This window comes from Pseudomonas gingeri (assembly GCF_013386115.1).
In the GTDB taxonomy this organism is placed as follows: domain Bacteria; phylum Pseudomonadota; class Gammaproteobacteria; order Pseudomonadales; family Pseudomonadaceae; genus Aquipseudomonas; species Aquipseudomonas gingeri.
Genome location: NZ_JACAOR010000001.1, coordinates 961,357 through 986,897 on the forward strand (window position 1 = coordinate 961,357; position 25,541 = coordinate 986,897).

General features: G+C 63.7%; 19 protein-coding genes. 12 read left to right on the top strand and 7 right to left on the bottom strand.

Annotation, left to right across the window (positions count from 1 at the left end; genetic code table 11):
* Positions 1 to 154 precede the first annotated feature (154 nt).
* From HX881_RS04095 to HX881_RS04110, 4 genes are all read left to right on the top strand, one after another.
* Positions 155 to 904 carry a DJ-1/PfpI family protein gene (locus HX881_RS04095; RefSeq protein ID WP_177082983.1) on the top strand — a complete coding sequence of 250 codons (750 nt, stop codon included), beginning with the start codon at positions 155 to 157 and terminating at the stop codon, positions 902 to 904.
* Between the two features lie 111 nt (positions 905 to 1,015).
* Entirely contained in the window at positions 1,016 to 3,214 is a 2,199-nt protein-coding gene (locus tag HX881_RS04100) for a multicopper oxidase family protein (RefSeq protein WP_177082992.1), read from the top strand.
* Positions 3,215 to 3,236: 22 nt separating this feature from the next.
* Entirely contained in the window at positions 3,237 to 3,659 is a 423-nt protein-coding gene (locus tag HX881_RS04105; RefSeq protein ID WP_017125949.1) for a hypothetical protein, read from the top strand.
* 99 nt (positions 3,660 to 3,758) lie between these two features.
* Positions 3,759 to 5,294: a tyrosinase family protein gene (locus HX881_RS04110; RefSeq protein WP_177082994.1), complete on the top strand. Its 1,536-nt coding sequence runs from the start codon at positions 3,759 to 3,761 to the stop codon at positions 5,292 to 5,294.
* A gap of 53 nt (positions 5,295 to 5,347) precedes the next feature.
* On the opposite strand, the gene HX881_RS04115 is transcribed toward HX881_RS04110, so the two are convergent.
* A complete protein-coding gene (locus HX881_RS04115) occupies positions 5,348 to 5,728 on the bottom strand; it encodes a COG4315 family predicted lipoprotein (protein WP_177082996.1) in 381 nt (126 codons plus the stop codon).
* 109 nt (positions 5,729 to 5,837) lie between these two features.
* Positions 5,838 to 6,578 (bottom strand): GntR family transcriptional regulator, encoded by a 741-nt coding sequence (locus tag HX881_RS04120; protein WP_017125952.1) that lies wholly within the window; start codon positions 6,576 to 6,578, stop codon positions 5,838 to 5,840.
* Positions 6,579 to 6,683: 105 nt separating this feature from the next.
* Between HX881_RS04120 and HX881_RS04125 the strand changes: the two genes are divergently transcribed.
* From HX881_RS04125 to HX881_RS04135, 3 genes are all read left to right on the top strand, one after another.
* The gene (locus HX881_RS04125; protein ID WP_177082998.1) at positions 6,684 to 8,039 is read left to right on the top strand and encodes a class-II fumarase/aspartase family protein; all 1,356 of its coding nucleotides are present in this window, start codon (positions 6,684 to 6,686) and stop codon (positions 8,037 to 8,039) included.
* Positions 8,040 to 8,107: 68 nt separating this feature from the next.
* Entirely contained in the window at positions 8,108 to 9,409 is a 1,302-nt protein-coding gene (gene dctA, locus HX881_RS04130) for a C4-dicarboxylate transporter DctA (protein ID WP_017125954.1), read from the top strand.
* 68 nt (positions 9,410 to 9,477) lie between these two features.
* Positions 9,478 to 10,869: a class II fumarate hydratase gene (locus tag HX881_RS04135; protein WP_177083000.1), complete on the top strand. Its 1,392-nt coding sequence runs from the start codon at positions 9,478 to 9,480 to the stop codon at positions 10,867 to 10,869.
* Between the two features lie 16 nt (positions 10,870 to 10,885).
* Here the strand turns inward: HX881_RS04135 and HX881_RS04140 are convergent, their stop codons facing one another.
* Positions 10,886 to 11,641 carry an SDR family NAD(P)-dependent oxidoreductase gene (locus HX881_RS04140; RefSeq protein ID WP_177083001.1) on the bottom strand — a complete coding sequence of 252 codons (756 nt, stop codon included), beginning with the start codon at positions 11,639 to 11,641 and terminating at the stop codon, positions 10,886 to 10,888.
* Positions 11,642 to 11,774: 133 nt separating this feature from the next.
* On the opposite strand from HX881_RS04140, the gene HX881_RS04145 reads away from it, so the two are divergent.
* Positions 11,775 to 12,665 carry an AraC family transcriptional regulator gene (locus HX881_RS04145; RefSeq protein ID WP_177083003.1) on the top strand — a complete coding sequence of 297 codons (891 nt, stop codon included), beginning with the start codon at positions 11,775 to 11,777 and terminating at the stop codon, positions 12,663 to 12,665.
* Between the two features lie 10 nt (positions 12,666 to 12,675).
* On the opposite strand, the gene HX881_RS04150 is transcribed toward HX881_RS04145, so the two are convergent.
* Positions 12,676 to 13,608: an alpha/beta fold hydrolase gene (locus tag HX881_RS04150; protein WP_177083005.1), complete on the bottom strand. Its 933-nt coding sequence runs from the start codon at positions 13,606 to 13,608 to the stop codon at positions 12,676 to 12,678.
* Positions 13,609 to 13,804: 196 nt separating this feature from the next.
* On the opposite strand from HX881_RS04150, the gene HX881_RS04155 reads away from it, so the two are divergent.
* Positions 13,805 to 14,239: a GNAT family N-acetyltransferase gene (locus HX881_RS04155; RefSeq protein WP_017125957.1), complete on the top strand. Its 435-nt coding sequence runs from the start codon at positions 13,805 to 13,807 to the stop codon at positions 14,237 to 14,239.
* A gap of 15 nt (positions 14,240 to 14,254) precedes the next feature.
* Here HX881_RS04155 and HX881_RS04160 read toward each other — a convergent pair whose 3' ends face one another.
* Both HX881_RS04160 and HX881_RS04165 read right to left on the bottom strand, forming a co-directional pair.
* Positions 14,255 to 15,151 carry a LysR family transcriptional regulator gene (locus HX881_RS04160; protein WP_017125958.1) on the bottom strand — a complete coding sequence of 299 codons (897 nt, stop codon included), beginning with the start codon at positions 15,149 to 15,151 and terminating at the stop codon, positions 14,255 to 14,257.
* Between the two features lie 53 nt (positions 15,152 to 15,204).
* Positions 15,205 to 16,080, bottom strand: a complete 876-nt coding sequence (locus tag HX881_RS04165; protein ID WP_042935271.1) for a DNA/RNA non-specific endonuclease — start codon at positions 16,078 to 16,080, stop codon at positions 15,205 to 15,207.
* A gap of 171 nt (positions 16,081 to 16,251) precedes the next feature.
* Between HX881_RS04165 and HX881_RS04170 the strand changes: the two genes are divergently transcribed.
* The 3 genes from HX881_RS04170 (at position 16,252) to HX881_RS04180 (ending at position 22,565) form a co-directional block, all read left to right on the top strand.
* Positions 16,252 to 17,214 carry a class I SAM-dependent methyltransferase gene (locus HX881_RS04170; protein ID WP_177083007.1) on the top strand — a complete coding sequence of 321 codons (963 nt, stop codon included), beginning with the start codon at positions 16,252 to 16,254 and terminating at the stop codon, positions 17,212 to 17,214.
* Between the two features lie 117 nt (positions 17,215 to 17,331).
* Positions 17,332 to 18,216, top strand: coding sequence for an EamA family transporter RarD (gene rarD / locus HX881_RS04175; protein ID WP_042935272.1), 885 nt, complete (start codon positions 17,332 to 17,334; stop codon positions 18,214 to 18,216).
* A 266-nt stretch (positions 18,217 to 18,482) separates the two neighbouring features.
* Positions 18,483 to 22,565, top strand: coding sequence for an Ig-like domain-containing protein (locus HX881_RS04180; protein WP_177083009.1), 4,083 nt, complete (start codon positions 18,483 to 18,485; stop codon positions 22,563 to 22,565).
* A 224-nt stretch (positions 22,566 to 22,789) separates the two neighbouring features.
* On the opposite strand, the gene metC is transcribed toward HX881_RS04180, so the two are convergent.
* Entirely contained in the window at positions 22,790 to 25,531 is a 2,742-nt protein-coding gene (gene metC / locus HX881_RS04185; protein ID WP_177083011.1) for a cystathionine beta-lyase, read from the bottom strand.
* Positions 25,532 to 25,541: the final 10 nt, after the last annotated feature.

Sequence of the window (25,541 nt, forward strand, 5' to 3'; positions counted from 1 at the left end):
ACCGACTATGCTCCAGCCGCTGCCCCCCAGGATATTGATCCCGGCAGCAAGGCCTGCGGCTTGCCCATCCCGGAAACCGCCTCGCTGATCAGCAGGAAGTTCACCCTGACGACGCCCATGCGTTCGCCGCGCGGTGTTCCCCAAGGAGGGAGCCATGCCAGTACCAGGACGGTACCTGATCGCAATCCCGGTCTATAACGGCGTCGATCTGCTCGACGTCTCCGTGCCCTATGAGCTGTTCAACTGGATGGCTCTGCTCGAACCGCAACTGCCCGATACACCGACCCGAGAGGTGCGGCTGGTCTCCCTCGACGGGCCGGCCATCACGACTCGCGATGGCCTGACCCTGGGCGGCAACTTGCCGAATTTCGTCGATACCCACGAACAGATCGACCTGTTATGGATTCCCGGCGGCGATCCCCGGGACTTGCAACGCCTGATGCTCGATCAACCGCGCATGGACTGGCTGCTGCGCCAGGGCCAGGCCGCGCAGTTGGCCGCCTCGGTCTGCGAAGGCGCCCTGCTGGCCGCCGCCGCGGGACTGCTCGATGGCTACCAGGCCACCACCCACTGGGCCTTTATCGCCTGCCTGAAACTGTTCCCGGAGATCGAGGTGGTGCCCGGCTATCCGCGTTACAAGCGCGACAGGCAGCGCATCACCGGTGGCGGCATTTCGTCGGGGCTCGACGAGGCGCTGGAAATCATCGCGAAAATTTCCAGCGACACCGTGGCGCAAAAGGTCCAGCTGAACATCCAGTACAACCCCTGCCCGCCCTTCAACAGCGGCGATCCCTCGGTTGCCGAACCGCCGGTCTACACCCCTGGGGACGCCAGCCGCTGTGATGTTTCCGGCATGGCCGGAACCATCGCCCAGGTCCTCCGACGCAGAGGCCACGCCCCGTGAACCGCTGGTAATCCGGGACCTGATGTCGGCTCCGATAACACTCGAATGATCAAGGGACACGCGGCCGCGATGGTCGTCGCCGTTACTCGCGCATTGCGCAGGGAGAACAACATGGCTTCACTTCGCAGGGTCCTGGCTGGACTGTTGGTGTGTGCAAGCTCTTCGGCGGCACTCGCCGACCTGACGTCCCAAGCCTTCCTCACACCGCCCAGGCTCCTTGAAAAAGGGGCGCTAGGTCCCCTGAAGACCACCGAACTGGAACTGGCGGGCACAGGGTGCAACCCGGCGGGCGATATCACTCGCGATGGCCAGACCGTCGAGCTGAACCTGCAAGTGCAGAAGCGCGAGAACCAGATCAACAACCCGAACAATCCCGACGGCGCGAAAGACACCGTCAAGCTGCGCTCCTACGGCGGCTGCCTGGGCGGCCCACAGATCGACGTGCGGCCGGGCAATACCTTGCGCGTGCACCTGGACAACCAATTGACCAAGGACGATCCCAGCTGTCCGAACGGCGGCGATCCGGCGGATGGCTCGCCGGGCTGTTTCAACACCATCAACCTGCATTACCACGGGCTGCACGTCTCGCCGGCGGGCAACAGCGACAACGTGCTGCTCAATATCGGCCCGCAAACCCGTTTCGAGTACGAGATCAATATCCCCACCGACCACCCTTCCGGCACGTTCTGGTACCACGCCCACCGCCACGGTTCCACCGCGCTGCAAGTCGCCAGCGGCGCTGCCGGCCCCCTGATCATTCGCGGCGACCGCCCCTACACCGGAGGCAAGCCGGGAGACATCGATACCATTCTCAAGGATGCGGCAGGTCAGCCCATTCCCGAGCAGGTGCTGCTGTTCCAGCAGATCCCCTATGCCTGCTTCGATGACCAGGGAAACATTATCCAGGATCAACTCGGCACCTGGATCTGCCCCAACGGGAAAACCGGCGTGATAGAGAACTTCGACGCGCAGCTCTCCTCACCCACCGTGTGGGACAACAGCGGGCGATTCACCAGCATCAACGGTGTGGTGCAGCCGACCATCACACAGACATCTGCCGGGAAAAACATCCAGGCCGGCGAGATAGTGCGCTGGCGCTTCATTCACGGCGGCATCCATGACACGGTGAACCTGCAGATCGTCCCCCTCGACACCACCAGCCCCAAGGCCAAGCTCGCAAACGCCATGGCCCCCCTGGTTGGCACCCCGAAAGAACAGGCACAGCGGATTGCCGATCTCTGTCCGATTACCGTTGCGGACAGCAAGGCGCCCGTCGAACTGGTGCCGCAGTTCGAGATCGCCGCCGATGGACTCACCCGTACCTCGATCCGCCCCATCGGCGTGAACAGGAAAAGCGTGAGCGGCGGCATCGGCAGCAACTTCCTGCAGCCGGGCTACCGCAGCGATGTCCTGCTGATGTTTCCCCGCGAGGGCACCTACTGTGTGCTGAACCAGGCGGCGACACCCGCCGAGCGCGCCAATGCCGGTGGTCCCGGCAAGGGCCCGGGCGGCCAGGGGCCGAACGAAACCCAGTTGCTGGCGACGGTCGTGGTCAAAGGTGGCAAGGTCGTGACGAGCGATCCCCAGGCGTACATCCAGCAGGCGCTCTACGACGCCAACAAGGCCGACAAGGATCTTCCCGCCGCCGCCCTGGAAGGCCTGCGCAGCGGCAACCTGTCGCCCTGGCGCGGGATGCCGGACCTCAAGGACGAGACGCCCGACAAAGAGCTGCAACTCGCCCATTTCTTCATCGGCAACCCGCCCTCGCCACCGTCGCCGGCTGCCACACCACCGGCCAAGCCGGGCGACCCCTGGACCGGGGCATTTGGTTTCTACATCAACCACAAATCCTATGATCCGGATCGCATCGACTTCACCCGCCAGGTCAACACCACGGACGACTGGAAACTGACCTCAGGGGGTGAACCCCATATCTTCCATATTCATGTGAATCCGTTCCAGGTGATGGATGTGCTCTACGGCAAGCCCGGCGAGACGGCCAGGAGCATCTTCGGCCCCAACGGCGAATGCCTGGTGCCCGCCGACGAACTGGGCCTGCAGAACCAGTACTGCGGCATGTGGCACGAGTTCAAGGACACCATCTTCGTCCAGAACGACTATCAGGTTCTGGTACGCACCCACTACGACCGCTATATCGGCGAGTTCGTCATCCACTGCCACATCCTCGACCACGAGGACGGCGGCATGATGACCAACATCCAGATCGTCCCGGACCTCAGTGCCGCCGGCGGCGGCATCGGGATGGCCGGCATGAAGCACACCGCGCATCAACACCCGGACAAACCGTAGCACTGATAAGGAGATGTCACGCATGAGCAATCCCTTTGCTGGAAAATGGACCTACAGAAGCTTCCTCAACAACCCGGCGCTCACCGACGGCGACCCGGCCAAACTCATCAAGTTGCTGTTCGCCGAAGGCGTGTGGAACGTGGAGAACACCGCCGACAATACCTTTATCGGCGTCCTCAGCTTCGGCACCGACGCCATGGACCTGAAAGGCGTCATCACCCCGGCCCACGGCAATGTGGCCGCCCACGTGCATATCCAGGGCAGCGGACGCCCCGGCACCGCGACGAAAGATTACTTCTACGACTATGACGGCTCGCTGACCGAACACTGGCCGAATGGCGTGAACCAGGTCGCGGCCATCACCGGCTCGGTCATCCGCGTGAAGCCGCATGATGGCGCACCGGCGGGGTTGGTGGCCTCGTTCATCAGCGTCAAGGCTGGCTAGACACCCTCTGCGCTCCCCACTCCCGGATCGCCAGGGCACTGGCCTCCGGGATTCGTGCCACGGGAGCGCCCGAATGCTGTTGACGACAAGGAGTTGGACATGCCATCGACCACCAAGACCGCCCCGATCGCGAACCCGACCTGGTACGGGCAGATCCGCGATATGTTTACCTCGGTAGACAGGAACCATATGGCCGCGCAAGGCCTCGACCTCGCCAGCTACGACGCCGTGATGACCCATGCCGGCGACATCTACCAGCAGGTCGCCGGCGGCAACATGCCACCGCACAATCCCTGGCCCGCCGACTGGGTCGGTACCTTTCTCAACTGGATGAACAACGGTTACCCGAAAGGCACGCCTCCGGCGAAGTCCGGCGTGACGAACTTCACCGCCCGCGCCTGGTTGAGCGCCGCGGCTCCGGCCGGTCGGATCCGCAAGGACATCACCACGTTATCCAGCAAGGAACTCGACCTGCTCAAGAAGGCGTTTTCCGCCATGGTCGCCAAGGACCCCAGCGACCCCAACAGCTTTTTCGTCCAGGCCGCCTACCACTGGTTTCCGGCGCCCAACACCTATTGCATGCACCATGTCCCTGGCTACAACCCCTGGCACCGGGCCTATCTGGTCAGCTTCGAAAATGCCATGAGGTCGATACCCGGTTGCGAGAACGTGACCCTGCCGTACTGGGATATCACCACGCCCTTTCCCGACGTGCTCAAGAGCGCCCCCTTCGACCGCTATGTGCTGCAGAAGGACGCCAGCCCCAAATACCCGCAGGGCTACACCACCCAGCGATTCGCCTATGACGAGATTGCCCGGAATCTTGTGACGTATGACGTGACCGGCGACGTCAACCGCGCCATGAGCAAGACCGACTGGGAAGACTTCCACGGCTTCTGGTCCGGCGCCGCCTACAACACCATCATTGCCGCCCACGACGCCGGCCACAACTCGATCGGCCCGACCATGCAGGACCAGGGGATAGCGGCCTTCGACCCGGTGTTCTGGTTCTTCCATTGCAACTGGGACCGGCTGTTCTGGGAATGGCAGAAGAAGATGGAGGCCACCGACCTGCATGGCCTGCTCACCACCATCAACGAAGCGATCGACCCGGTCAGCTACCAGATTTTCACCGTTCCGGCACTGCAGTTGCTTAACCCGTTCACCAACGATCCGCCGAAACTGAACACCGTGACGATCATCGATTCGGTGGCTCAGCTCGACATCGACTACCACTCACCGGCGGTGGCGTCGAAGGTGGCTTTCCTGACCAAGACCCAGCGCACGTTGCCCGCGTCAAAACGTTTCACCGTCGCGGCCGATCGGGTCAATGTGCGGGTCAGCGGCATCAACCGCCTGAAAATTCCGGGCAGTTTCTCGGTGCACTTGCAGAAAGACGGCAAGACCATCGCCTCCAAGGCCTTGTTTCAGCCGGAGGAAGCCCAGACCTGTGCCAATTGCGTGGCCAATGCCCTGGCCCATTTCGACTTCGAACTGCCGTTGGCCACGGTGCAGGGTGGCAAGCTCAGTGTCTGGGTGGAACCGGTGAACCAGGACTTCGTCGGCGACCGGTTTCCGCAGAAGCTGATGGGCGACCCCACTATCGACGTGACCCTGCTGCTGCAAACCGAGTGAGCGTGCCGCCGGGCCCGCACGATGACGACTTGCGGGCCCGGCACCCCCTTCAATCAGGGCTTGGCGACATGCCAGACCTGGTTGACACCGTCACCACTGGTGTCGCCCGGCTTGCTGTCCTTGACCCAGCTGTACAGCGGCATGTTCTTGTAGGCCCACTGCTGGCTGCCGTCATCACGGGTGACAATGCTGTAGCCATCGGAGGCCTTGGCACCGGCAGCGGCTGGCAGCGGCGGCCAGTTGCTCGCGCAAGGACCGTTGCAGGCGGACTTGCCCGCGCTGTCCTTGGCGAAGGTGTACAGGGTCATGCCCTTGGCATCGACCAGGACCTTGCCCGCTGCGGTGTCGACGACCTTGGCCGGTGCGTCGGCAAAGGCCACGCCGGAAAGACAGGTCATGGCGACAGCAGCAGCGAGGGTGATTTTCTTCAGCATGGGAAGCTCTCTGTTTTCAGGTTAAGTGGCCGTATGGCGGTGGCGCAGGCAGGCGCCACATACGGCAAACACATCACCCGGCGTTTTATTCGCCCCCTCTGGAAAATATTTATACCCGGTCGCGCTTCATCTGCATGACCAGGGTGAAACGATCGCTGGGATAGACCGTCTCGGACACGGCAATCAGCGCCCCGTCCTGGTCCCGGTACTGGCGAATGATGTTCAGCCCGAGGGAGCCGGCCTGGGCCTTGAGGCTGCCCGCCAGCTCGGCGCCCAACTGCACCGGTCGCACTTGCTGGTCGACCACATCGATCTGCCGTGCGAACGCCTTGCCGATCAGCGCGGCGATCAGCTCGTCGGGATGCTCCCTGGCCTGGGGGATCACTTCGGCGAAGGCCTGCTCGGCATAGACGTCGGTCCAGCACAGCGGCGCATGGGCCTCGCTGTTGTCGACCTTGATGCTCGACACACAGAAGTAGTGCCCGCCCGGCTCCAGGCCCAGTCGCCGCGCCAGCGCGATATCGGCGACGAAGTGCCGGACATCCTGGATATCCCGGACATGGGTTTCCGCCACCTGCACCAGGTCGGCCACCGAGGCCAGGGCCTGGGAATAACCGCCCTGGGGCGATGCCGCCTCCACCCGCGTCCCCACCCGCTTGCGCCGGGACACCATGCCCTGCCCCTGCAACTGATCGATGGCCGCGCGCACCGTCTGCCGGCTCACCTGATACAGCGCACAGAGCTCGAACTCTGTCGGCAGCAACGAGCCGACGGGGTAACGGCCATTGCCGATACCGTCGATCAGATCCCGAGCCACCACCGCATAACGCCTCTGATTCACGCCTTCCATTGGTACCTCGCTATCGAGTTGACAGTGTATCAGCAGTCAGGCAATCATAATGTACGGACATAATATATATGTACTTAATAAAACATACAAATCAGGATTGCCGCCATGTCGAGTACCGTCTTTGATTCCGCCCTCTTTCGCGACATGTTCGGCACGGCCGAAATGCGCGGTGTGTTCTCCGATCGCGCACTGATCGAACGCTACATCGAAGTGGAAGTCGCCCTGGCCCGAGCCGAAGCTCGCTGTGGAGTGATTCCCGCCGAGGCCGCCGAACAGATCGCCGCCCTCTCCACCTACGACGCCCTCGACCTGGCCCTGATGCAGCAAGAGACCGAGATCGTCGGCTACCCGATCCTGCCGCTGGTGGAACAACTGTCGAAGATCTGCGGCGATGCCGGTCGCTACGTGCATTGGGGCGCCACCACCCAGGACATCATGGACACCGCCGTGGTCCTGCAAGTCCGCGCCGCCCTGGCTATCGTCGAGCGCGATATCCAGGCGGTGCGCGGACTGCTGGCCGAACTGGCGCTGCGTTATCGCGACACGCCCATGGCCGGCCGTACCCACCTGCAACATGCCCTGCCGATCACCTTCGGCTACAAGTGCGCGGTCTGGCTGAGCATGTTCGACCGCCATGCCGAGCGCCTGGTGGAGCTGCGTCCACGGGTGGAAATCGGCCAGTTCGCCGGCGCCGCGGGCACCCTCGCCTCGCTGGGCGACAAGGGCCTGGACGTCCAGCAGGCATTGATGGCCGAGCTCGGTCTGGGAATCCCGCAGGCCACCTGGCACGTGGCCCGCGACGGCCTGGCCGAAACCCTGAACTTCCTCGGCCTGGTCACCGGGTCCCTGGGCAAGATCGCCCTCGACGTCATGATGATGATGACCAGCGAGCTGGGTGAAGTGTACGAACCCTTCGTCAAGGGCCGCGGCGCCAGCAGCACCATGCCGCAGAAACGCAACCCGATTTCCTGCGAGCTGATGTACGCCGCCGCCAAGGGCGTGCGCCAGCATGCGGGCCTGATGCTCGACGCGATGATCCAGGACTTCGAGCGTTCCACCGGTCCCTGGCAGGCGGAGTGGATCGCCATTCCGGAGGCCTTCGCCCTGAGCGCCGCCTCCCTCGGCCAGGCCCGGTTCATGCTCGCGGGACTGGAAGTGCGCACCGAGCGCATGCGCAAGAACCTCGACATGACTCAGGGCCTGATCGTCGCCGAAGCCGTGATGATGGGCCTGGCCCCGGCACTCGGACGCCAGGTCGCCCACGACGTGGTCTATGCCGCCTGCCGCCTGGCCAACGACCAGGGCACCAGCCTGCTCGATGCGCTGCTCGCCCAGGGCGAAGCCACCGCGCAGCTGGACATCGAGGAACTCAAGCGCCTGACCGATCCGGCCAACTACCTGGGCCTGGCCCCACGGATGGTGGACATCGCCCTGGCGCGCGAAGGCTCCGTCAGACGCTGATCGTCAGGGGCTCATGACGAGCGAGCCCCCGACCCGACTCTCGCCAATAACAACAATGAGATCGCGACATGACTACTCTGAGCAAAAAACCGTTCTACAAGGACCTGACCTTCCAGGTCGTCGCCGCCATGGCCCTGGGTATCGCCTTCGGCTTCCTCGCCCCGGAGCTGGCCGCCAAGTTCAAGATCCTCGGCGATATCTTCCTCAAGCTGATCAAGACCGCCGTGGCCCCGCTGGTGTTCTTCACCGTGGTCCACGGTATCGCCTCGGCCGGTGATATCAAGCGGGTCGGCAAGGTCGGCCTGCGGGCGCTGATCTACTTCGAGGTGGTGTCGACCGTGGCCCTGGCCATCGGACTGCTGTGGGGCAACCTGCTGGAGATCGGCGCGGGCATGCACAACGCCCATCCCAGCACGGCCACCGCCGCCGCGGCCTCGGCGGCCGTCGCCAAGGGCCATGCCCCGGCATCGACCCTGGAATTCATCTACGAGATCTTCCCCGACAACTTCGTCGGCGCCTTTGCCGGTGGTCAGCTGTTGCAGGTACTGGTGATCTCGGTGCTGTTCGGTTTCGCCTTGCTGGCGCTCAAGACCGAACGCCGTGCCGTGATCGAGGACGGCCTGAGCCGGATCTCCGAATGCTTCTTCGAGTTCATCAACCTGATCATGAAGTTCGCCCCGCTCGGTGCCTTCGGCTCGGTGGCCTACGCCGTGGGCAGCAACGGCACGGCAGTGCTGATGTCGCTGGCGAACCTGGTGCTGATGTTCTACGTGGCGATCCTGTTCTTCATCTTCGTGGTACTGGGACTGGTGTGTCGCCTGTGGGGGTTCAGCCTGTGGCGTTTCCTCCAGTACATCAAGGACGAGATCTTCATCGTCCTCGGCACCGCCTCCTCGGAAAGCGCCTTGCCGCGACTGCTGCAGAAACTGGAGAAGTTCGGCTGCTCCAAGCAGAGCGTCGGCCTGGTGCTGCCCACCGGCTACGCCTTCAACCTCGACGGCACCTCGATCTACATGTCCCTGAGCGTGCTGTTTATCGCCAACGCCTATGGCGTACCCATGAGCTGGGAACAACAGTTGGGCGTCATCGCCATCATGCTGCTGACCTCCAAGGGCGCGGCGGCGGTCTCGGGCGGCAGCTTCGTGGTGTTCGCGGCCACGGTGACCGCCATCGGCGTGCTGCCGGTGGAAGGCCTGGCGTTGCTGTTCGGCGTGTATCGCTTCATGTCCATGGCCATCGCCACCTGTAACACCATCGGCAACAGCGTGGCGACGGTGGTGGTGTCGAAATGGTCCGGCGAGTTCTCCGAGCAGGCGGCCCAGGTCGAGTATGAGCGCACCCTCGGCCGAGCGCCCGGCGCCGCGCTCTGACCTTTTGCGGCGCGGGTCGGTTCGGCCCGCGCGATCTCCTTCGAAACCCTTTTCCCGGAGTCATCTTCATGTCCAGCATGCGCATCGAACACGACGCGTTCGGGCCCGTATCCATCCCCGCCGACCGTTACTGGGGCGCCCAGACCCAACGCGCCCTGGCCGTTTTCGGCAGCGGCAGGGAGCAGTTTCCAGCGTGTCTGGTACGCGCCTTCGGCCAGCAGAAACTGGCCGCCCTGCGCGCCAACGTGCAACTCGGCGCGCTCCCGGCCGACATGGCGGCGGCCATCGAGCAGGCGGCCGGAGAACTGATCGATGGCCGGTTCGACGAGCACTTCCCGTTGTCTATCTGGCAGACCGGGTCGGGCACCCAGACCAACATGAACGCCAACGAGGTCATTGCCAATCGGGCCAACGAGATACTGGGCAACGCCCTCGGCAGCAAGTCCCCGGTGCACCCCAATGACCACGTGAACCGCTCGCAGTCCTCCAACGACAGCTTCCCGACCATCATGCACCTGACCACCCTGCTGGAACTGTGCGGCCGCCTGCTGCCGGCGCTGGCGAGCCTGCGTGACGGACTGGACGAAAAGGCCGTGGCCTGGCGTGACGTGCTGAAGATCGGCCGTACCCACCTGATGGATGCGGTGCCCATGAGCCAGGGCCAGGCCTTCGACAGCTTCGCCCGGCAGATCGGCCATGGCATCGCCCGCGTCGAAGCCTGCCTGCCCAGGTTGCGCAGCCTGCCCCAGGGTGGCACCGCCGTCGGCACCGGGCTCAATACCCCGGTCGGTTTCGATGTGGCGTTCTGCAAGGCATTGAGCGAAATAAGCGCTGAGCAGTTCGAGCCGAACCCGTGCAAGTTCGAGGGCATGGGCACCCATGATGCGCTGGTGGAAGTCTCCGGGGCCTTGAATGTGCTGGCCGTGTCCCTGACGAAAATCGCCAACGATATCCGTCTGCTGGGTTCCGGTCCGCGCTGCGGATTCGGCGAACTGCTGGTGCCTGACGACGGCCTCACCTCCTCGATCATGCCCGGCAAGCGCAACCCGACCATCGCCGAAGTGCTGGTCCAGGCGGCCATGCAGGTCATGGGCAACCACACCACCATCACCATTGCCGGCGCCTCGAGCACCTTCGAACTGAATGTGGCCAAGCCGGTGTTGATCCACAACCTGCTGCAGTCCATCGACGTGCTGTCCAACAGTGTCGGTATCTTCACCGAGAAACTGATCAAGGGCCTGGAAGTCGATCGTGAACGGCTGGCCGGCAATGTCGACAGCTCGTTGCTGCTGGCAACGGCCCTCAACCCGGTGCTGGGTTATGACAAGGTGGCGCGGATCACGCGAAAGGCCGCCGAGGAAGGGCTGACGCCGAGGGAGGCTGCCGTGCGGTTGGGCTTCATGACGGCGCAGGAATACAACCAGTGGGTACGCCCCGAAACGATGATCCATCCAGCGTAACGGGGCGTTGTCGCGATCAGATGCCCTGGCCGCCGGAGACTTCGATCCGCTGGGCGTTGACCCAGCGATTGTCCTCGGACAGCAGGCTGGCGATCATCGGCCCGATATCGTCCGGCACACCGGCACGGCCCAGCGCGGTCATGTCGGCGAACAGCCGGTTGATTTCGGGGTTGTCGCGCACCGCGCCGCCCCCGAAATCGGTTTCGATGGCACCCGGCGCCACGGTGTTGACCGCGATGCCACGACCTCCCCACTCCTTGGCCATGTACAGGGACAGCACCTCGACCGCCGCCTTCACCGCCGCGTAGGCGCCGTAGCCGGGGAACGATACCCGGGTCAGCCCGGAGGACAGGTTGACGACGCGACCACCGTCGGCCATCAGCGGCAGCAGCGCCTGACTGAGGAAAAACACGCCTTTGAAGTGTACGTTGACCAGGCCGTCGAACTGCGCTTCGGTGGTCTGTTCGATCAGTGCGTAGTCGCCGTGGCCGGCATTGTTCACCAGATGGTCGAAGGTCTCGCGTTGCCAGGTTTCCTGCAGGGCCACGCGCAGGCGCTCGGCAAAAGCCGCGAAGCCGGCGACATTGCCCGTGTCCAGTTGCAAGGCCACGGCCTTGCGGCCCAAGGCCTGGATCTGCGCGACCACGGCCAGCGCGTCTTCGGCCCGGCTCTGGTAAGTTATAACCACATCGCCGCCATGGCGGGCGATACTCAGTGCAGTGTTGCGGCCCAGGCCACGGCTGGCGCCGGTGATGATAGCGATCTTGGTCATGTGACAGCTCCTGTGTGGGGTGTGATGCCATGATAGGGAGCGCGCCACCACCCGGTTTTGCCGAAAAATGGACGTTCCCTGCCCATTTCTCCAAATGTTGAACACCGCCGTTGCCCCACCTGAGGAACGCTGCATGAGCGATACCTTGCTGACCGCCGTTCGCCGCTACGTCGAAGCCAATGCCGACGCCACGGGCATTGCCCAGACACCGGTGCCCGGCTTGACGACAATCCGTACGACCAGCCCCAGCGGCCTGGTCCACGCGATTACCCGGCCACTCGTGTGCCTGGTGCTGCAAGGTTCCAAGCGCGTGGCTATGGGCGCACAGAGCTTCGACTTCCATGCCGGCGATTCACTGCTGATCACCGCCGATGTGCCGACCGTCAGCCAGATCACCCGGGCCAGTGCCAGCACGCCCTACCTTTCCCTGGTGCTGGACCTGGACCTCGCGGTGATCGCCGAGCTGGTGTTGCAGATGAAGGAAACCGCGGTCGCCGATGGCGGCCCGGTACGGGTCGAGCCCACCGACAGCGAGGTGGCCGACGCGGCGTTGCGGCTGATGCGCCTGCTGGACCGTCCGGAATCGGCGGCGGTGTTGCACACCCAGTTGGTGCGCGAGCTGCATTACTGGTTGCTGGCCGGCGAGCACGGCCCGGCGATCCGCCGCCTCGGCGGTGCCGGCGGCCATGCCCAGCGCGTGGCCCGGGCGGTGGCGCTGCTGCGGGCCGAGTTCACCCAGGCACTGCCAGTCGAGCGCCTGGCTGCGACGGCCGGCATGAGCCTGTCGTCGTTCCACCAGCACTTTCGGGCGGTGACCTCCCTGACCCCGCTGCAATTCCAGAAACAACTGCGCCTGATCGAAGCCCGCCGGCTGATGCTCTCGCAAAACACCTCGGCCAGCAGCGCCGCGTTTGCCGTGGGCTACGAAAGCGTTTCGCAGTTCACCCGCGAGTACGGTCGGATGTTCGGTCTGCCGCCAGCGAAGGATACCGAGGCACTGCGCAGCTGGGCGCAGGAAGCCTGAGCGCCATGGCTCAGACCGACCGCGCCTCGCCGAGGAACTGGCGGTACTGTGCCACCGTCTGCTCCGTGCGCTCGACCATCGGCAGATGGCCCACGCCGTCCCAGCACTCCAGGCGGGCATGGGGAATCCCGGCGATCCAGGTCTGTGCGCTGGCCAGCGGCACCATGCGGTCCTCGCGTCCCCATAGCAGGAGGGTCGGCACCTGGATATGGCCCAACCAGGGCTCCATGCGCGGGCTGTCATGAAAGTCATCGAAGATTTCCGCCAGCTCGCTGCGTCGATCCATATAGAGCTGCGCCTCCGACGCCAGCAACACCCCCGGAATCCACGGCGGCGAAGCCATGGTCATGGCGAAGAAACGGTCGAACTCCGCCCGCGAGCGGATCAGGAACGGGTTGCGACCCTGCTTGACCAGCTCTTCCACTTCATTGGGCTGCGGCAGGTTGACCCCCACCGGCCCCATCAACGCCAGGGACAGCACCCGCTGCGGGTAATGCGCCGCCAGCCAGGTAGCGACATACGCGCCCATGGAGCTGCCGACCGCATGCACCTGGTCGATCCCGCAGGCGTCCAGCATTTCGACCATGCGCTTTGCCTGGGCGGCGATACTGTAGTCGCCGCCGGCCTTGAAGCCGCTTTTGCCGTGGCCGGCCAGGTCGGGAATGATTACCTGGTGGTCGGCGACAAAACCGCGGGCGAAGCGGATCCACAGGTTCTTGTCGGCACTGAAGCCGTGGATCAACAGCAAGGGCGCCGTATTGCCCGGGGTGCCGCCCTGGAAGGTCGCCAGGGTCATCGAGTCGATCGACACCGGGATCTGTGTCAGGCGTGAAAGCCGCGCCTCGATCGCGGTAATCAGGTCGAACAGCAGCCCTCCTACACGGGGATAGGTCCACCACGCCCAGGCAACGGCCAGAGCGATGAGGGCAAGGATCAAGAGCATCAAGGCTTCTCCGGGGCTGGATTCGCGGCAGCATGTTCACCACTGCCGACTCATGGCAGCAGTCTCCCCGCTGGCGTGCCGGCAACACAAGCAGAACCGCCTGCGGCCCCGCAAGATTCATGTTCGGCACAACAACCGTCATAGCGCTTCTGCTAGGCTGCCAGGCCGGACCCTCAACCCCACCAGGCCCCCTCCGATGTTCACTATCCGTACCATGACCCTGGACGATTACCCGGCCGTCATCGACCTGATGCGCAGTACCCCCGGCATTTCCCTGCGCGAGGCGGACTCCCGCGAGTCGACCGCCCGCTACCTGGAACGTAATCCCGGGATGAGTTTTGTTGCTGAAATCGACGGCGAACCCGCTGGCTGCATCATGTCCGGCCATGACGGGCGCCGGGGCTACCTGCAGCACCTGGTGGTACTGCCGCGTCACCGCCGCCAGGGCATCGCCAATGCCCTGGTGCAGCGCTGCCTGTCGACACTGGAGTCCCACGGCATCCTCAAGTGCCATCTCGATGTGATCAAGACCAACACCAGCGCCGCCGAGTATTGGCACAGCCAGGGCTGGCAACTGCGCCAGGATATCGACCGCTACTCGTTTACCCGCTCGGACAATCACAACGTCTAGGTGCACGGCCCACGGTCAGTTGCCCAGCTTGTCCACCATCAGGTCGATAAAGCGCCGCACACGCGGTTCGAGGAAACGTCTGGTCGGGTAAATCACCAGGATCTCGACCTCGCCGGCATCCACCGCCGGCAACACCGGCACCAGGCGTCCCGACGCCAGGTCCGCGGCCACCAGGAAATCCGGCATTTGGGCAATACCCAATCCGGCAAGGGCGGCTTCACGTAGCGCCTCGGCGCTGTCCAGGCGCATGCGGCTGCGGCCCTGGGCCTTGACCCAGGTGCCGTCGCTGTCCCGCAGGCGCCAGCTCTGCTTGCGCGTGCGGCTGCTGAAGAACAGGCAGTCGTGGCCGACCAGCGAATCGATGTTCGACGGCTGCCCGTGCCCGGCGATATAGCCCGGTGCGGCGCACAGCACGGCCTTGTAGCGGGTAACCACCCGTGACACCAGTTGCCGGTCCAGGTTGGCACCGCCGACCCGTACCGCCAGGTCGAAGCCCTCCTCGACAATATCGGCCATGCGATCGCTGAAGCTCACCTCGACCTGCACCTCGGGCCATTGCTCCAGGTACTGCTGCAACAACGGCAGCAGCACCAGCCGGCCAAAGGCATCGGGCACGGTCAGGCGCAACAGACCCCGTGGCGTGCCCGTCGCCCCGCCGACGCTGGTCTGGGCGTTATCGACCGCCGCGAGGATCTGCAAGCCCTGGTCGTAGAAGATCCGCCCTTCCTCGGTCAGGCTCAGCGTCCGGGTGGTGCGGTTGAGCAGGCGCACACCGAGGGTTTCCTCGAGGCGCGTCACGGCCTTGCCGGCCGCCGAACGGGTCAGCCCCATCGCCTGCCCGCCACCGACGAAGCTGCCAGCGTCGACCACCGCCATGAAGATCAGGATTTCATTCAGGTTGGTGCGCAACATCGAAACGCCCTCCTCTGTAAGCAACGGGTGGCCGGGCACCCACCCGGCACCGACTACCCCTTGGCCAGCGAGCCCGACACCGGCAGGCTGTCCAGCAGTCGCAGGCCCGTGGTCTTGACGAAGGTGGCGTAGTCCATCGGCCGCTCGATGGCGGTTTCGGCGTTCGGCAGCACATAGGCCCAGGCCCGCCCGGACGCACTGTCATAGACCAGCTTGAACAGCCGGGTCGGCACCCAGACCCGGTTGTCGCCGATGGTGCCGTGGCCCTCGTCGAACAACGGGCCGGTAAATACATAGACATTACCATTGGCGCGCATGGCGAACTTGCGCACATCCGCCTCGACCTTGCTCCAGATCTTGCGGTTGTTGGTCGGGTCCTGCGGCACCATGTTCGACAACGCGAAGGACTGGGCCATGGCATTGGGGCTCGGCGCATCGGCCGCCGGCGACTGATGCCCGCGGTCCACCGCCGGATGCTGGCCACGATAGTCACTCAGTTCGGCCCGGCCGCCCTTGGGAATACGCGGGTCCGGGTAGAACTGGTTGGTGCGCTCCTCGCCCTTGGCGTCCTTCAGTTGCGCCGAACTCAGGCGTTCGACTACCACCAGCGGGGTCTTGCTGGTTTGCGAATAGAGCACGGCAAAGTTGTCGGAACACAGGGCCAGGGGCTTCATGGTCGCCGGCACGCTGCCGGGATTGATCGGCCTGGCGTTCGGGAACAACTGCGCACAACCGTCGAACGAGGGCTGGCGCTCCTGGCTGGAATACAGGTCGAGCGCCGCGTCCTGGCTGATGGAGCCGGAACGGTGTGCCTGTTTCTCGTGCTGGGCCGGTGGAGCGATGAGATCCAGCAGGCTGCGCGCTTGCGCCGTGCCGCTGGTGAACAATAAAAGGGCTGACAACCCCACTGCGATCTTGCCTGGGTGCATGCTTGAAATCTTCGAATTGGATGGCCGGAAACTAACGAAAAAGCCCTCTGGATCGGGGTTCGGAGGGGCTTTTACCATCTACCGCAGGCAAATGACAGCGATTCCTCGATGCCGTTTTTTCGCGGGAATGGGGTTAAAATGCCGGCCCTTTCAGATTGCCGACCCTGCCCGATGAATCCCCAAGCCCTTTCCACCCTCCACGCTCACCTGCTCGACGCCCTGGCGGCGGCCCCGGCCGAAACCCGGCGCCTGTTCCACGGGCGCGGACGCTGCTGGCCGGGACTGGAGCAACTGACGGTGGACTGGCTTCAGGGCGTGGTCATGGTTTCGCTGTTCAAGGAACCGGAGCCCGAGCAGTTGGCGGAACTCAAGCGGGTGCTGGGGGAACTGAGCCAGTCCGCGACCTGGACCGGCAGTGGCGCCCATACCCTGCTGCTGCAACACCGCTACCTGCCATTGAGCCCGGCCGAATGGCTGCTCGGCGAAGCCATCGACGAATGGACCCTGACCGAAGGCGGCCTGCGCTATCGGGTGGACCTGGGCAAGAAGCAGAACAACGGCCTGTTCCTCGACATGCGTTACGGCCGCGACTGGGTGCGGGCCAATGCCGGGGGCAAGCGGGTGCTCAACCTGTTCGCCTACACCTGCGGCTTCTCGGTGGCGGCCATCGCCGGCGGCGCGCAGCATGTGGTGAACCTGGACATGTCCCGCGCCGCCCTCAGCCGTGGCCGCGACAATCACCGCCTGAACGGCCACGACCTGGGCAAGGTGAGCTTTCTCGGCCACGACCTGTTCAAGTCCTGGGGCAAGGTGATCAACAGCGGGCCCTATGACCTGGTGATCATCGATCCACCCTCGTTCCAGAAAGGCAGCTTCCTGCTGACCAAGGATTACCAGCGGGTCCTGCGTCGCCTGCCGGAACTGCTGACGGCCCAGGGCACGGTTCTGGCCTGCATGAACGACCCGTCCACGGGTTCGGACTTCCTGATCGACGGCGTCACCCGCGAGGCGCCGAGCCTGCGCTTCGAACAGCGCCTGGACAACCCGCCGGAGTTTCCCGACAGCGATGTCGAAAGCGGCTTGAAGGCCCTGGTGTTCCGTCAGCACAAGACGGGCGACACGCCTTCACACTGAAAGCGACGCCGATCCCTGGCCGCGCCTGGAAAATGGCCGGCCGGTTTGCCTCGACCGCTACAAAGTATCAAGCTGTCGACTATAAGAAACCCATGTTTGCCCACCCGTGAGGCTGTTGTGTCCAGAGGCATTGTTCTATCGGTATTGGCGTCCTGCCTGTTCGCCATCATGTATTTCTACACGTCCTTGCTCGAGCCCCTGAACGGCGAGGACATCTTCGGCTGGCGCATGCTGCTGACCGTGCCTTGCATGACGGTGTTCATGCTGCTGTCCGGTGACTGGAAACTGGTGCCGGCGATCTTCATCCGCATTCGCCAGCAGCCGATGCTGCTGGCCAAGTTGCTGCTGTCCTCGGCGATGCTCGGCGTACAGTTGTGGATATTCCTCTGGGCGCCGCTCAACGGCCATAGCCTGGACGTGTCCCTCGGTTACTTCCTGCTGCCCCTGACCATGGTCCTGACCGGGCGTATCGTCTACGGCGAAAAGCTCTCGCGGTTGCAGACCATCGCCGCCCTGCTGGCCCTCTGCGGCGTGCTCAACGAGTTGTACCAGGTGGGCAGTTTCTCCTGGACCACCTTGCTGGTGGCCCTCGGTTACCCGGTGTACTTCGTGCTGCGTCGGCGCAACGGCACCGACAACCTGGGCGGGCTGTGGCTCGACATGGCGTTGCTGTTGCCGGTGGCCTGGTGGTTCGTGCAGCACGGCGAACAGGGTTTTGCCGTGCTCGACCGACGCCCTTCGCTGTACGTGCTGATTCCGTTGCTGGGAGTGATCAGTGCGGCGGCATTGATCTGCTACCTGCTGGCAAGCCGCTTGCTGGCGTTCGGCTTGTTCGGCCTGCTGGGGTATGTCGAACCGGTGTTGCTGGTGATCGTCGCCCTGCTGCTGGGCGAAAGCATCCGCGCGGGGGAATGGCTGACCTATATCCCGATCTGGCTGGCGGTGGTGGTACTGGTGCTCGAAGGCGTCAAGCGCCTGCTGGGACAGCGCCGCTCACACTGACCACAGCCCGAGCAGGCTCAAGACCAAGGGGCTGGCCTTGGCGAACGCGAACGGCAGCAGCACACGGCTGCCGTTGAAACCTGCGCTCCCTGACTCGTCGTACTGTCGAGGCTTTGCGCGCACCTCCCACCGTGGGCTGACCACTCGTCGCCACTGTCATTTCTGACAGCTAGTCAGCCACTGCCTCCCGGCGTTGAATGGTCTTTACGACTCGCCATCCGGGCTTTCGGGTCGCCTTTTTCCGTGACCTGTCAGGAACCCCGACCATGAACGACAGCCTCGATCCCACACGCCTCGCCGACAACCCGCTGCCCGTGCGCACCTTCGATCTGAGCCAGCCAGAACCTATCACCCCCGTGCCCTTCAACGAGCTCGATCTCTACATCCCCAACATGACCGCGCCCGTGGTCGGCTTCGACGGCGGCATCAACCGCGCGGCCCTCGATGCCCACCGGGACAAGGGCCTGCAGTGCATCCTGCTGCCCTACCGGCCCATGGCCGAAAACGACTTTATCGAGTTGTTCTGCCGTGACACCGTCACTCCTGTGGCCTTTCATACCGTCAGCGATATCGAGGCCGCCAACAACGCGCAGATATCACTGTTCATCCCCCGCGCACGCCTGCCCGACGGCCCCGCCGATCCGGTGTTCTTTCACCTGACCCGGGTGAGTGGCAACGACGATGAAACCGCGCGCTTTCGCCTCAAGGTCGATACCGTCTCCCCAGGCGGTCGCAATCCCGTCGCCAGCACCTACTACAACGAAAACCTGGCCATGCCGGTCTTTCCCCAGGACCTGATCGACTTTGGGGTCGGCGAAGGCGACATCATCGCCCCGGTCCCGGTCCGCATCGATTTCTACCCCGCGGTCAGCAACCCGGCACCGGACATCAACCGCGCCGTACGCGATCGCATCCGCCTGAGCATCGGCGGCCATATCATCGAGCACCGGGTCACCGAGGGCGAAATCGAAAGCACCGACCCGATCACCCTCTGGGTCAATACCGGCGACTGGCAAAAGATCGGCAGCGGCGAGCATGTCTGTGAATACGAGGTGGTCGACGAGGTCGGCAACTACTCCGATGGCTGGTCACCGGCGCAGCTACTTGAAGTGCGTCTGGACGATCAGGCCGAGCCCCTGCTCTACGAACCCTATGTGGAGGAATCCGACGAGCACAATGAACTCGATGCCGATGCGCTCGACGGCGCCGATGCCACCATCGTCGTGGTGGTGCACCGGGATGATTTCGCGGTTGGCGATACGATCCGGATAAAGCTCAATAGCAAGACTTCGACGGGGCTGCCTGTCATCCGCTATATCGATCATCCCGTCGCGGCCAACGAAGTGGGACGCAGCGCGAGAATTCCCTGGGACAACGCCGAGATCAGGTCGCTGATCAAGGGCCGGGTACAGATTTCCTATAAACGTATCCGCCCCTCCGCGCCGGAGCGCGGGTCGCGTAGCGTCATCGTCTATATCACCGGCACCCAGGTCGGTACCGGCCTGCCCGCCCCCACGGTCGAGGGCGCGCCCGGCGATGTATTACCGCCGGATATCGCCTTCCTGATCGTCCATATCAAGGAATATGTGGGCCAGGATCCTTTCGACCGGGTCATCCTGGTGCTCGACGGCACCTATGCCAATGGCCGGTCGTACTACAAGGAAGTCGACGATATCGCCGGCACCGGCGATATCGTCTTCCACTTGCAGAACGGTCCCAATGGCGATATCGCCCGGCTCGAAGGCGGGACCTTGCGCCTCTACTACTGGGTGGAAAACGAGAGGGGGAAATTCCCGTCCGAGGACCTGCTACTCGATGTCGGCCAACCCCAGGCTTCTCTACCACCGGTAGAGGTGGATGAGGCGCCACCCCCCGATCACATTTTCGACCCCCAGGTGTCACCGTTCGATGCCAGGGTACTGGTCAAGGCGAACGTGGACATCATCGAAAACGACATCATCAACCTCCACGCCGAGGGCAGCGTCGCCGGGGGCAGCGCGCCGGTATTCGTCTTCCCTGTCACCGCGACCTGGGTCGGTCGGGACCTGCCCTTCACCCTCAAGCGCGAGTACATCCTGCCCAACCTCGACCGCTCGATGCACCTGTACTACACCCTCGCCCGGGCTGGCGCACGGCCCCGCTTTTCCCATCCCTTCATCATGAAGGTCGGCGGCGCGCTGGACCTGCCGATGCCCCATGTCCTGGAAACCACCGAGCCAGGTGGTCACCTGCTCAACCCGATCCATGCCCAGCACGGGGCGACAATACGGGTTCGCTATGACGGCATGAAGAACTCAGACAATATCCAGGCGTTCTGGAAAGGGGTTGCGGGATCGATAGGCAGCCCGGACATTGTTCCCAAGCCGGGGAACGAGAGCCAGCAATACGTCGACTTTGACGTCCCGGACACGACCGTCGCGATCAATATCGGCAAGCAGGTGGAAGTCAGCTACGCCATGACCCGCGCCGGTACCACCACGCCTTCGGCTCCGCTGAACCTGACCCTCCAAAGCCTACCGGACTCAGGACTGCCGCCCTTGCAGATACTGGAGGCTGGCTCAGGCCAGGTGGATGTCAACGGCACCGTGACGTTCCGGGTCGATGCCTGGCCGTTCTATCGCCAGGGTGACCGGGTCTGGCTGGCCCTGGAAAGCGACAACCCGGATGGCACGCTCAATCGGTTACCGATCTGGACCGCTTCGCCGATCAGTGCCGCGGAATTCGGTCAGAAATTCCTGACCCGGGTCATTACCAGCAATCCCGACTACGCCACATGGTTGCGAGCTCTGGCGCATGGCAGCGAATTGCGCGTCACGTTCAAGGTCGTCTTTGGCGGTGGCTCGAATGAAGCCGATGCGCTGACTTTCCCGGTGCGCAGCTATATCGTCCGTAACGCGGTGCAGGTAGAGGCCCCGACCATCACCTCCGTCAAGAACGCCGCTAACGGTGAAATCACCAATGGCTCCACGGTGGTCACCACAACAGTGACGGTCACAGGCACCGCCCCCAATGGGCAACAAGTGCAAATTCGGGACGTCAATAACGTGATGGGCACCGCCAACGCCAACGGCAGCGGTGTCTGGACCTCATCCGCATTGACGGTGACGAACAAGGCCTACAGCATCAACGCGCGCGGCGTCTATGACAGCAACCCGGTGTCCACGCCGCCGCGCACCTTTACCGTCACGGCGCTGGTGGCCCCTAGCTTGACTTCCGTGAAAGATCCCAAGGGGGTTGAAGTCGAACAAGGGACTACTACCCGGGAAAGGGTTTTCACCCTGACAGGGGTCGCCAGCAATCTTCAACGCGTCCAGATCGAAGACGGCAACGGCCCCTCAGCTCAAGTCCTGGGCACCGCGGCTGCCAACGCCTCGGGTATATGGACCTTCACCACATCCACCCGACCAACCGGTGAAAGAAGGTTTTATGTCCGGTCGCTCTATCACCCCTCCACGGTTTTTTCGAACGTACGCACCTTTAACGTCACCGACGAGGTGAAACCGAATATCACCGGCGTACATACTTCCTCAGGACTTTCAGTCCCCCACAATGGCACCACGAACCAGACGAGCCTGACACTCTCTGGCACCGCAACGCCCAACTCCACGATAGAAGTACGAAATGGTGGGGATATCCTCTTGAGCACCGGTGTCAACGGTTCCAACGCCTGGAGCGACCACATCCATAACTTATCGGAAAAGAAATACGATCTTGTCGCTAAAATAGTGGGTGGGACACTTTCATCGGATATCAGGACTTTTACGGTGCAATTACACCCGCCCCTGGCCATGAACACCTCACCGATGGTTCTGAATGGGAAAGCCATCCGTACCAGCCTCGGTTGGCCGCAGACCGGAAACGATTTTCTCAACAACACGGCTACCCGCACCCCGACGGCAGGTTCCGGCTCATACACCTACAGCTCGAACAACATCAGCATCGCCCCCGTATCGGAAACAGGCAAAGTCGTAGGCCTGAGAAACGGCAGTGCACGGATCACCGTCCGGGACGAACGGACCGGGCAAACCCTGGGATATGACGTGACGGTCAGCAATGTGTGGGAATTGAATATCAACAACTCACGACTGGCATCTTATGAAGCGAATACCTGGAGAATCAACAGGAGAGGAAGCAATTTACCTCAGAGTGATATGGACTTATTGAAAAGGTATTACACCAGCCCATTTCCACGGAGTAATTTACTGCAGAATGCATATTGGTGCGACACCTCAGGCGCCGGCTGTAGCCTGGGCCAGAATCTGATCTACTCATCGACCACTGGAAATGTTTCCTGCAGCCCGACATCTGCCAGCTCGTGGGGAGCATTTTGCATAACTGAATATAATTAACAAACCATCCGTGACTGTTTTGAAACGGATTTAAAACCTTGTAAAAAGGGGAGCCCCGCTCCCCTTTTTTTGTATCAGCCCCCCGCCAGGCAACCTCAACCACTCGTCGCCACTGTCATTGCTGACAGCTAGCCAACCCCTCACGGCGTTGAATGACCGTCACGACTCGCCATCCGGACTTTCGGGTCGTTACCTGAATGCGCAAAAGGTTGCCTGCCCCCAACTCAGAGCGCGGCAAATCCGCGTTGCAGATCCTCGATCAACGACGCCACGGCCTCCAGGCCGATATGCAGGCGGATCACCGGGTTGCGCGACGGTACCGGGAACTCGCGATCTTCCAGGTCGGCCAGCGTCACCAGGCTTTCATAGCCGCCCCACGACGCCCCCAGTCCGAACAGGTTCAAGGCGCCGATAAAGCGCTCGGCCTGCTGCGGATCGGTCTCGGCGAACTCGAACGACACCAGTCCGTTGCTGCCGGTGAAATCGCGCTGCCACACCTCATGCCCCGGATGCTCCGGCAACGCCGGATGAAAGACCTGCCGGACCTGCGGTTGTGCCTGCAGCCAGCGGGCGATTTCCAGGCCCTGGCGCTGGTGCACTTCCAACCGCGCCGCCAGGGTCCGCGCACCGCGCAGCACCAGGAAAGCATCGTCGGGACTGACCGTGTTGCCAAAGCTGTCGCTCATGCGCGCCAACGGTTGCCAGGCGACCTCGTTGGTGCAGACGCTGCCCATCACCACATCGCTGTGGCCGGCCAGGTACTTGGTCAGGGCCATGATCGAGATATCCGCGCCCAGTGCCAGCGGCCGATACTGGTACGCCGAACCCCAGGTGTTGTCGACCGCCACCAGGATATCGCGCGGCTTGCACAAGGCGACGATCGCCGGCAGGTCGCTCAACTCATACAGCAGCGAACCCGGCACCTCGCAGTAGACCATCCGTGTCGTCGCCCGCAACCGGGATTCGAGATCCCGGCCATCCGCCGGAAAATACTCGACCTCGATGCCGAACGGCGCGAGAAACTCCTTCGCCAGCCGGCGTACCGGTCCGTACACGCCATCGGTGATCAGTACATGATCGCCCGGGCGCAGGTACGCCAGCAGCGTCTGAGCCACCGCCGCCAGGCCGGTGCCGAACAGCCGCGTGCGGTAACCGCCTTCCAGCTCGGTCACCAGGTCTTCCAGGGCAAAGGCCGTCGGATTGCCACGGGCGCCGTAGCTCAGCACCCGCTCGCTGTCGCGTCGGGTACGGGCGTCGCGCATCTGCGCCAGGTTGTCGAACAGCACCGTGCTCAGACGCGTCACCGGCACATTCACCGCCCGCGCCCCGCTACCCTCGCGGGTCCGCGCGGCGTGGACCAGGCGGGTGCGCACATCGACCGGCGCGCTGGCCGGTGCCAATGGACTCAGGCTGGCGATCTCGGCCTCGGTCATCTGCCCCAGCAGGCCGGTTTCCCAGGCCAGGTACTGGCGCGCCGCGTCCTTGTTGCCGGAGTGACGGTCATGGGTGAAGAACAGGAAGTCGATGCACTGCTCATCCGGCAAGGCCGACGCATCGGTGATCAGCTTCAGGCCGGCGTCCTGCCAGGACTGGATATCTCCCGACAGCACACGGGCCTGGGCGCGCTGAGCCGGCGGCAATTCCAGCAACGCCAGTTGCGCCACCGCCAGATCGTCAGCGACCAGCACCAGCGGCCGTGTCTCGGCGGCCACTTGCGCCGCCAGCAGCGAGCGGATCGACCATTGCGAACCGGCCAGATGGCTCTTGCGGAAGGTCATGCCCGGACGCAGGTCGATCAGCGCCACGCTGTCTTCGGCCAAGGCCCGCGCCAGGCTCACCGCGTCGATGGCGGGCAGTTCGGAGAATGCCGGCAACGTCGCCACCGGCAAATGCAGGCCGCTGTGCAGGCCTTCGTCGAGGACTCGCGCATCGTGACCCAACTGGCGCAACCAGCTGGCCACGATCGGTGCACGCACGCCATCGCCGTCGAACACCACCACCCGCGCCTTGCGCACGCCGATATACAGGTCGGTGGCCTGGATCAACTGGCCGCCGGGAGTGTGTTGCGCACCGGGCAGGCTGCCCAGGGCGAACTCTTCGGCACTGCGCACGTCGCAGAGAAACAGGCTGCCCTCGCCGCTTGCGGCCCAGGCACTGACCTGCGCCGCGCTGACGCTGGGCACGCCGGCACGCCGCGCCAGTTGCCGGGCCGCTTCGCGCTGCTGCTCCAGACCGGTCGGCGCCACCTCGTCGCGATAACGCCGGCTACTGCCGTGCTCCAGTTGCAGGTCGGCGAGAAACCAGCCCTGGGTACCGTTCTCCAGGGCATAGACCGGGTTCTTCACCCCCAGGTTGATCAGGGTCTGCGCGCCGATAATGCTGCGGGTACGCCCGGCGCAGTTGATCACCACCGGCGTCGACTCATCCGGCACCAGGTCGTGCAGGCGATAGCCCAGCTCGCCGTTCGGGCAGCAGATCGAACCGGGAATGGTCATCTTGCGGTATTCGTCGAACGGCCGACCGTCGAGCAGCACCAGGGGCTTGCCCTCGGCCTGCCAGGCCGCCAGCTCGCCGGCGCTGATATGCGGTGTGTGACAGGCTTCTTCCACCAGCTCGCCAAAGGCCTTGGACGGCACATGGACGCCGGCGAACAGCTTCAGGCCGGCAGCCTGCCAACCCTCGGCGCCGCCTTCGAGGCGGTGTACCTGGCTGTAGCCGAGTTCGGCCAGCCGCCGGGCAGCCCGCAATGACAGATCGCCGCCGTCCTGGTCGTAGATCACCAGGCGTACCGCCGGATTCGGCGCCAGGCGCCGGGCTTCCAGCTCCAGGCGGCTATAGGGCAGGTGCACGCCGTGGAACAGGTGCGCCGAGCCGTACTGCCCGTGCTCGCGAATGTCGAACAGGGCGATTTCCCGGCCATCGAACAGCCACGTCTGCAACTGTGCCGGGGTAATGGTTGTGCTCACGAAAGCCTCG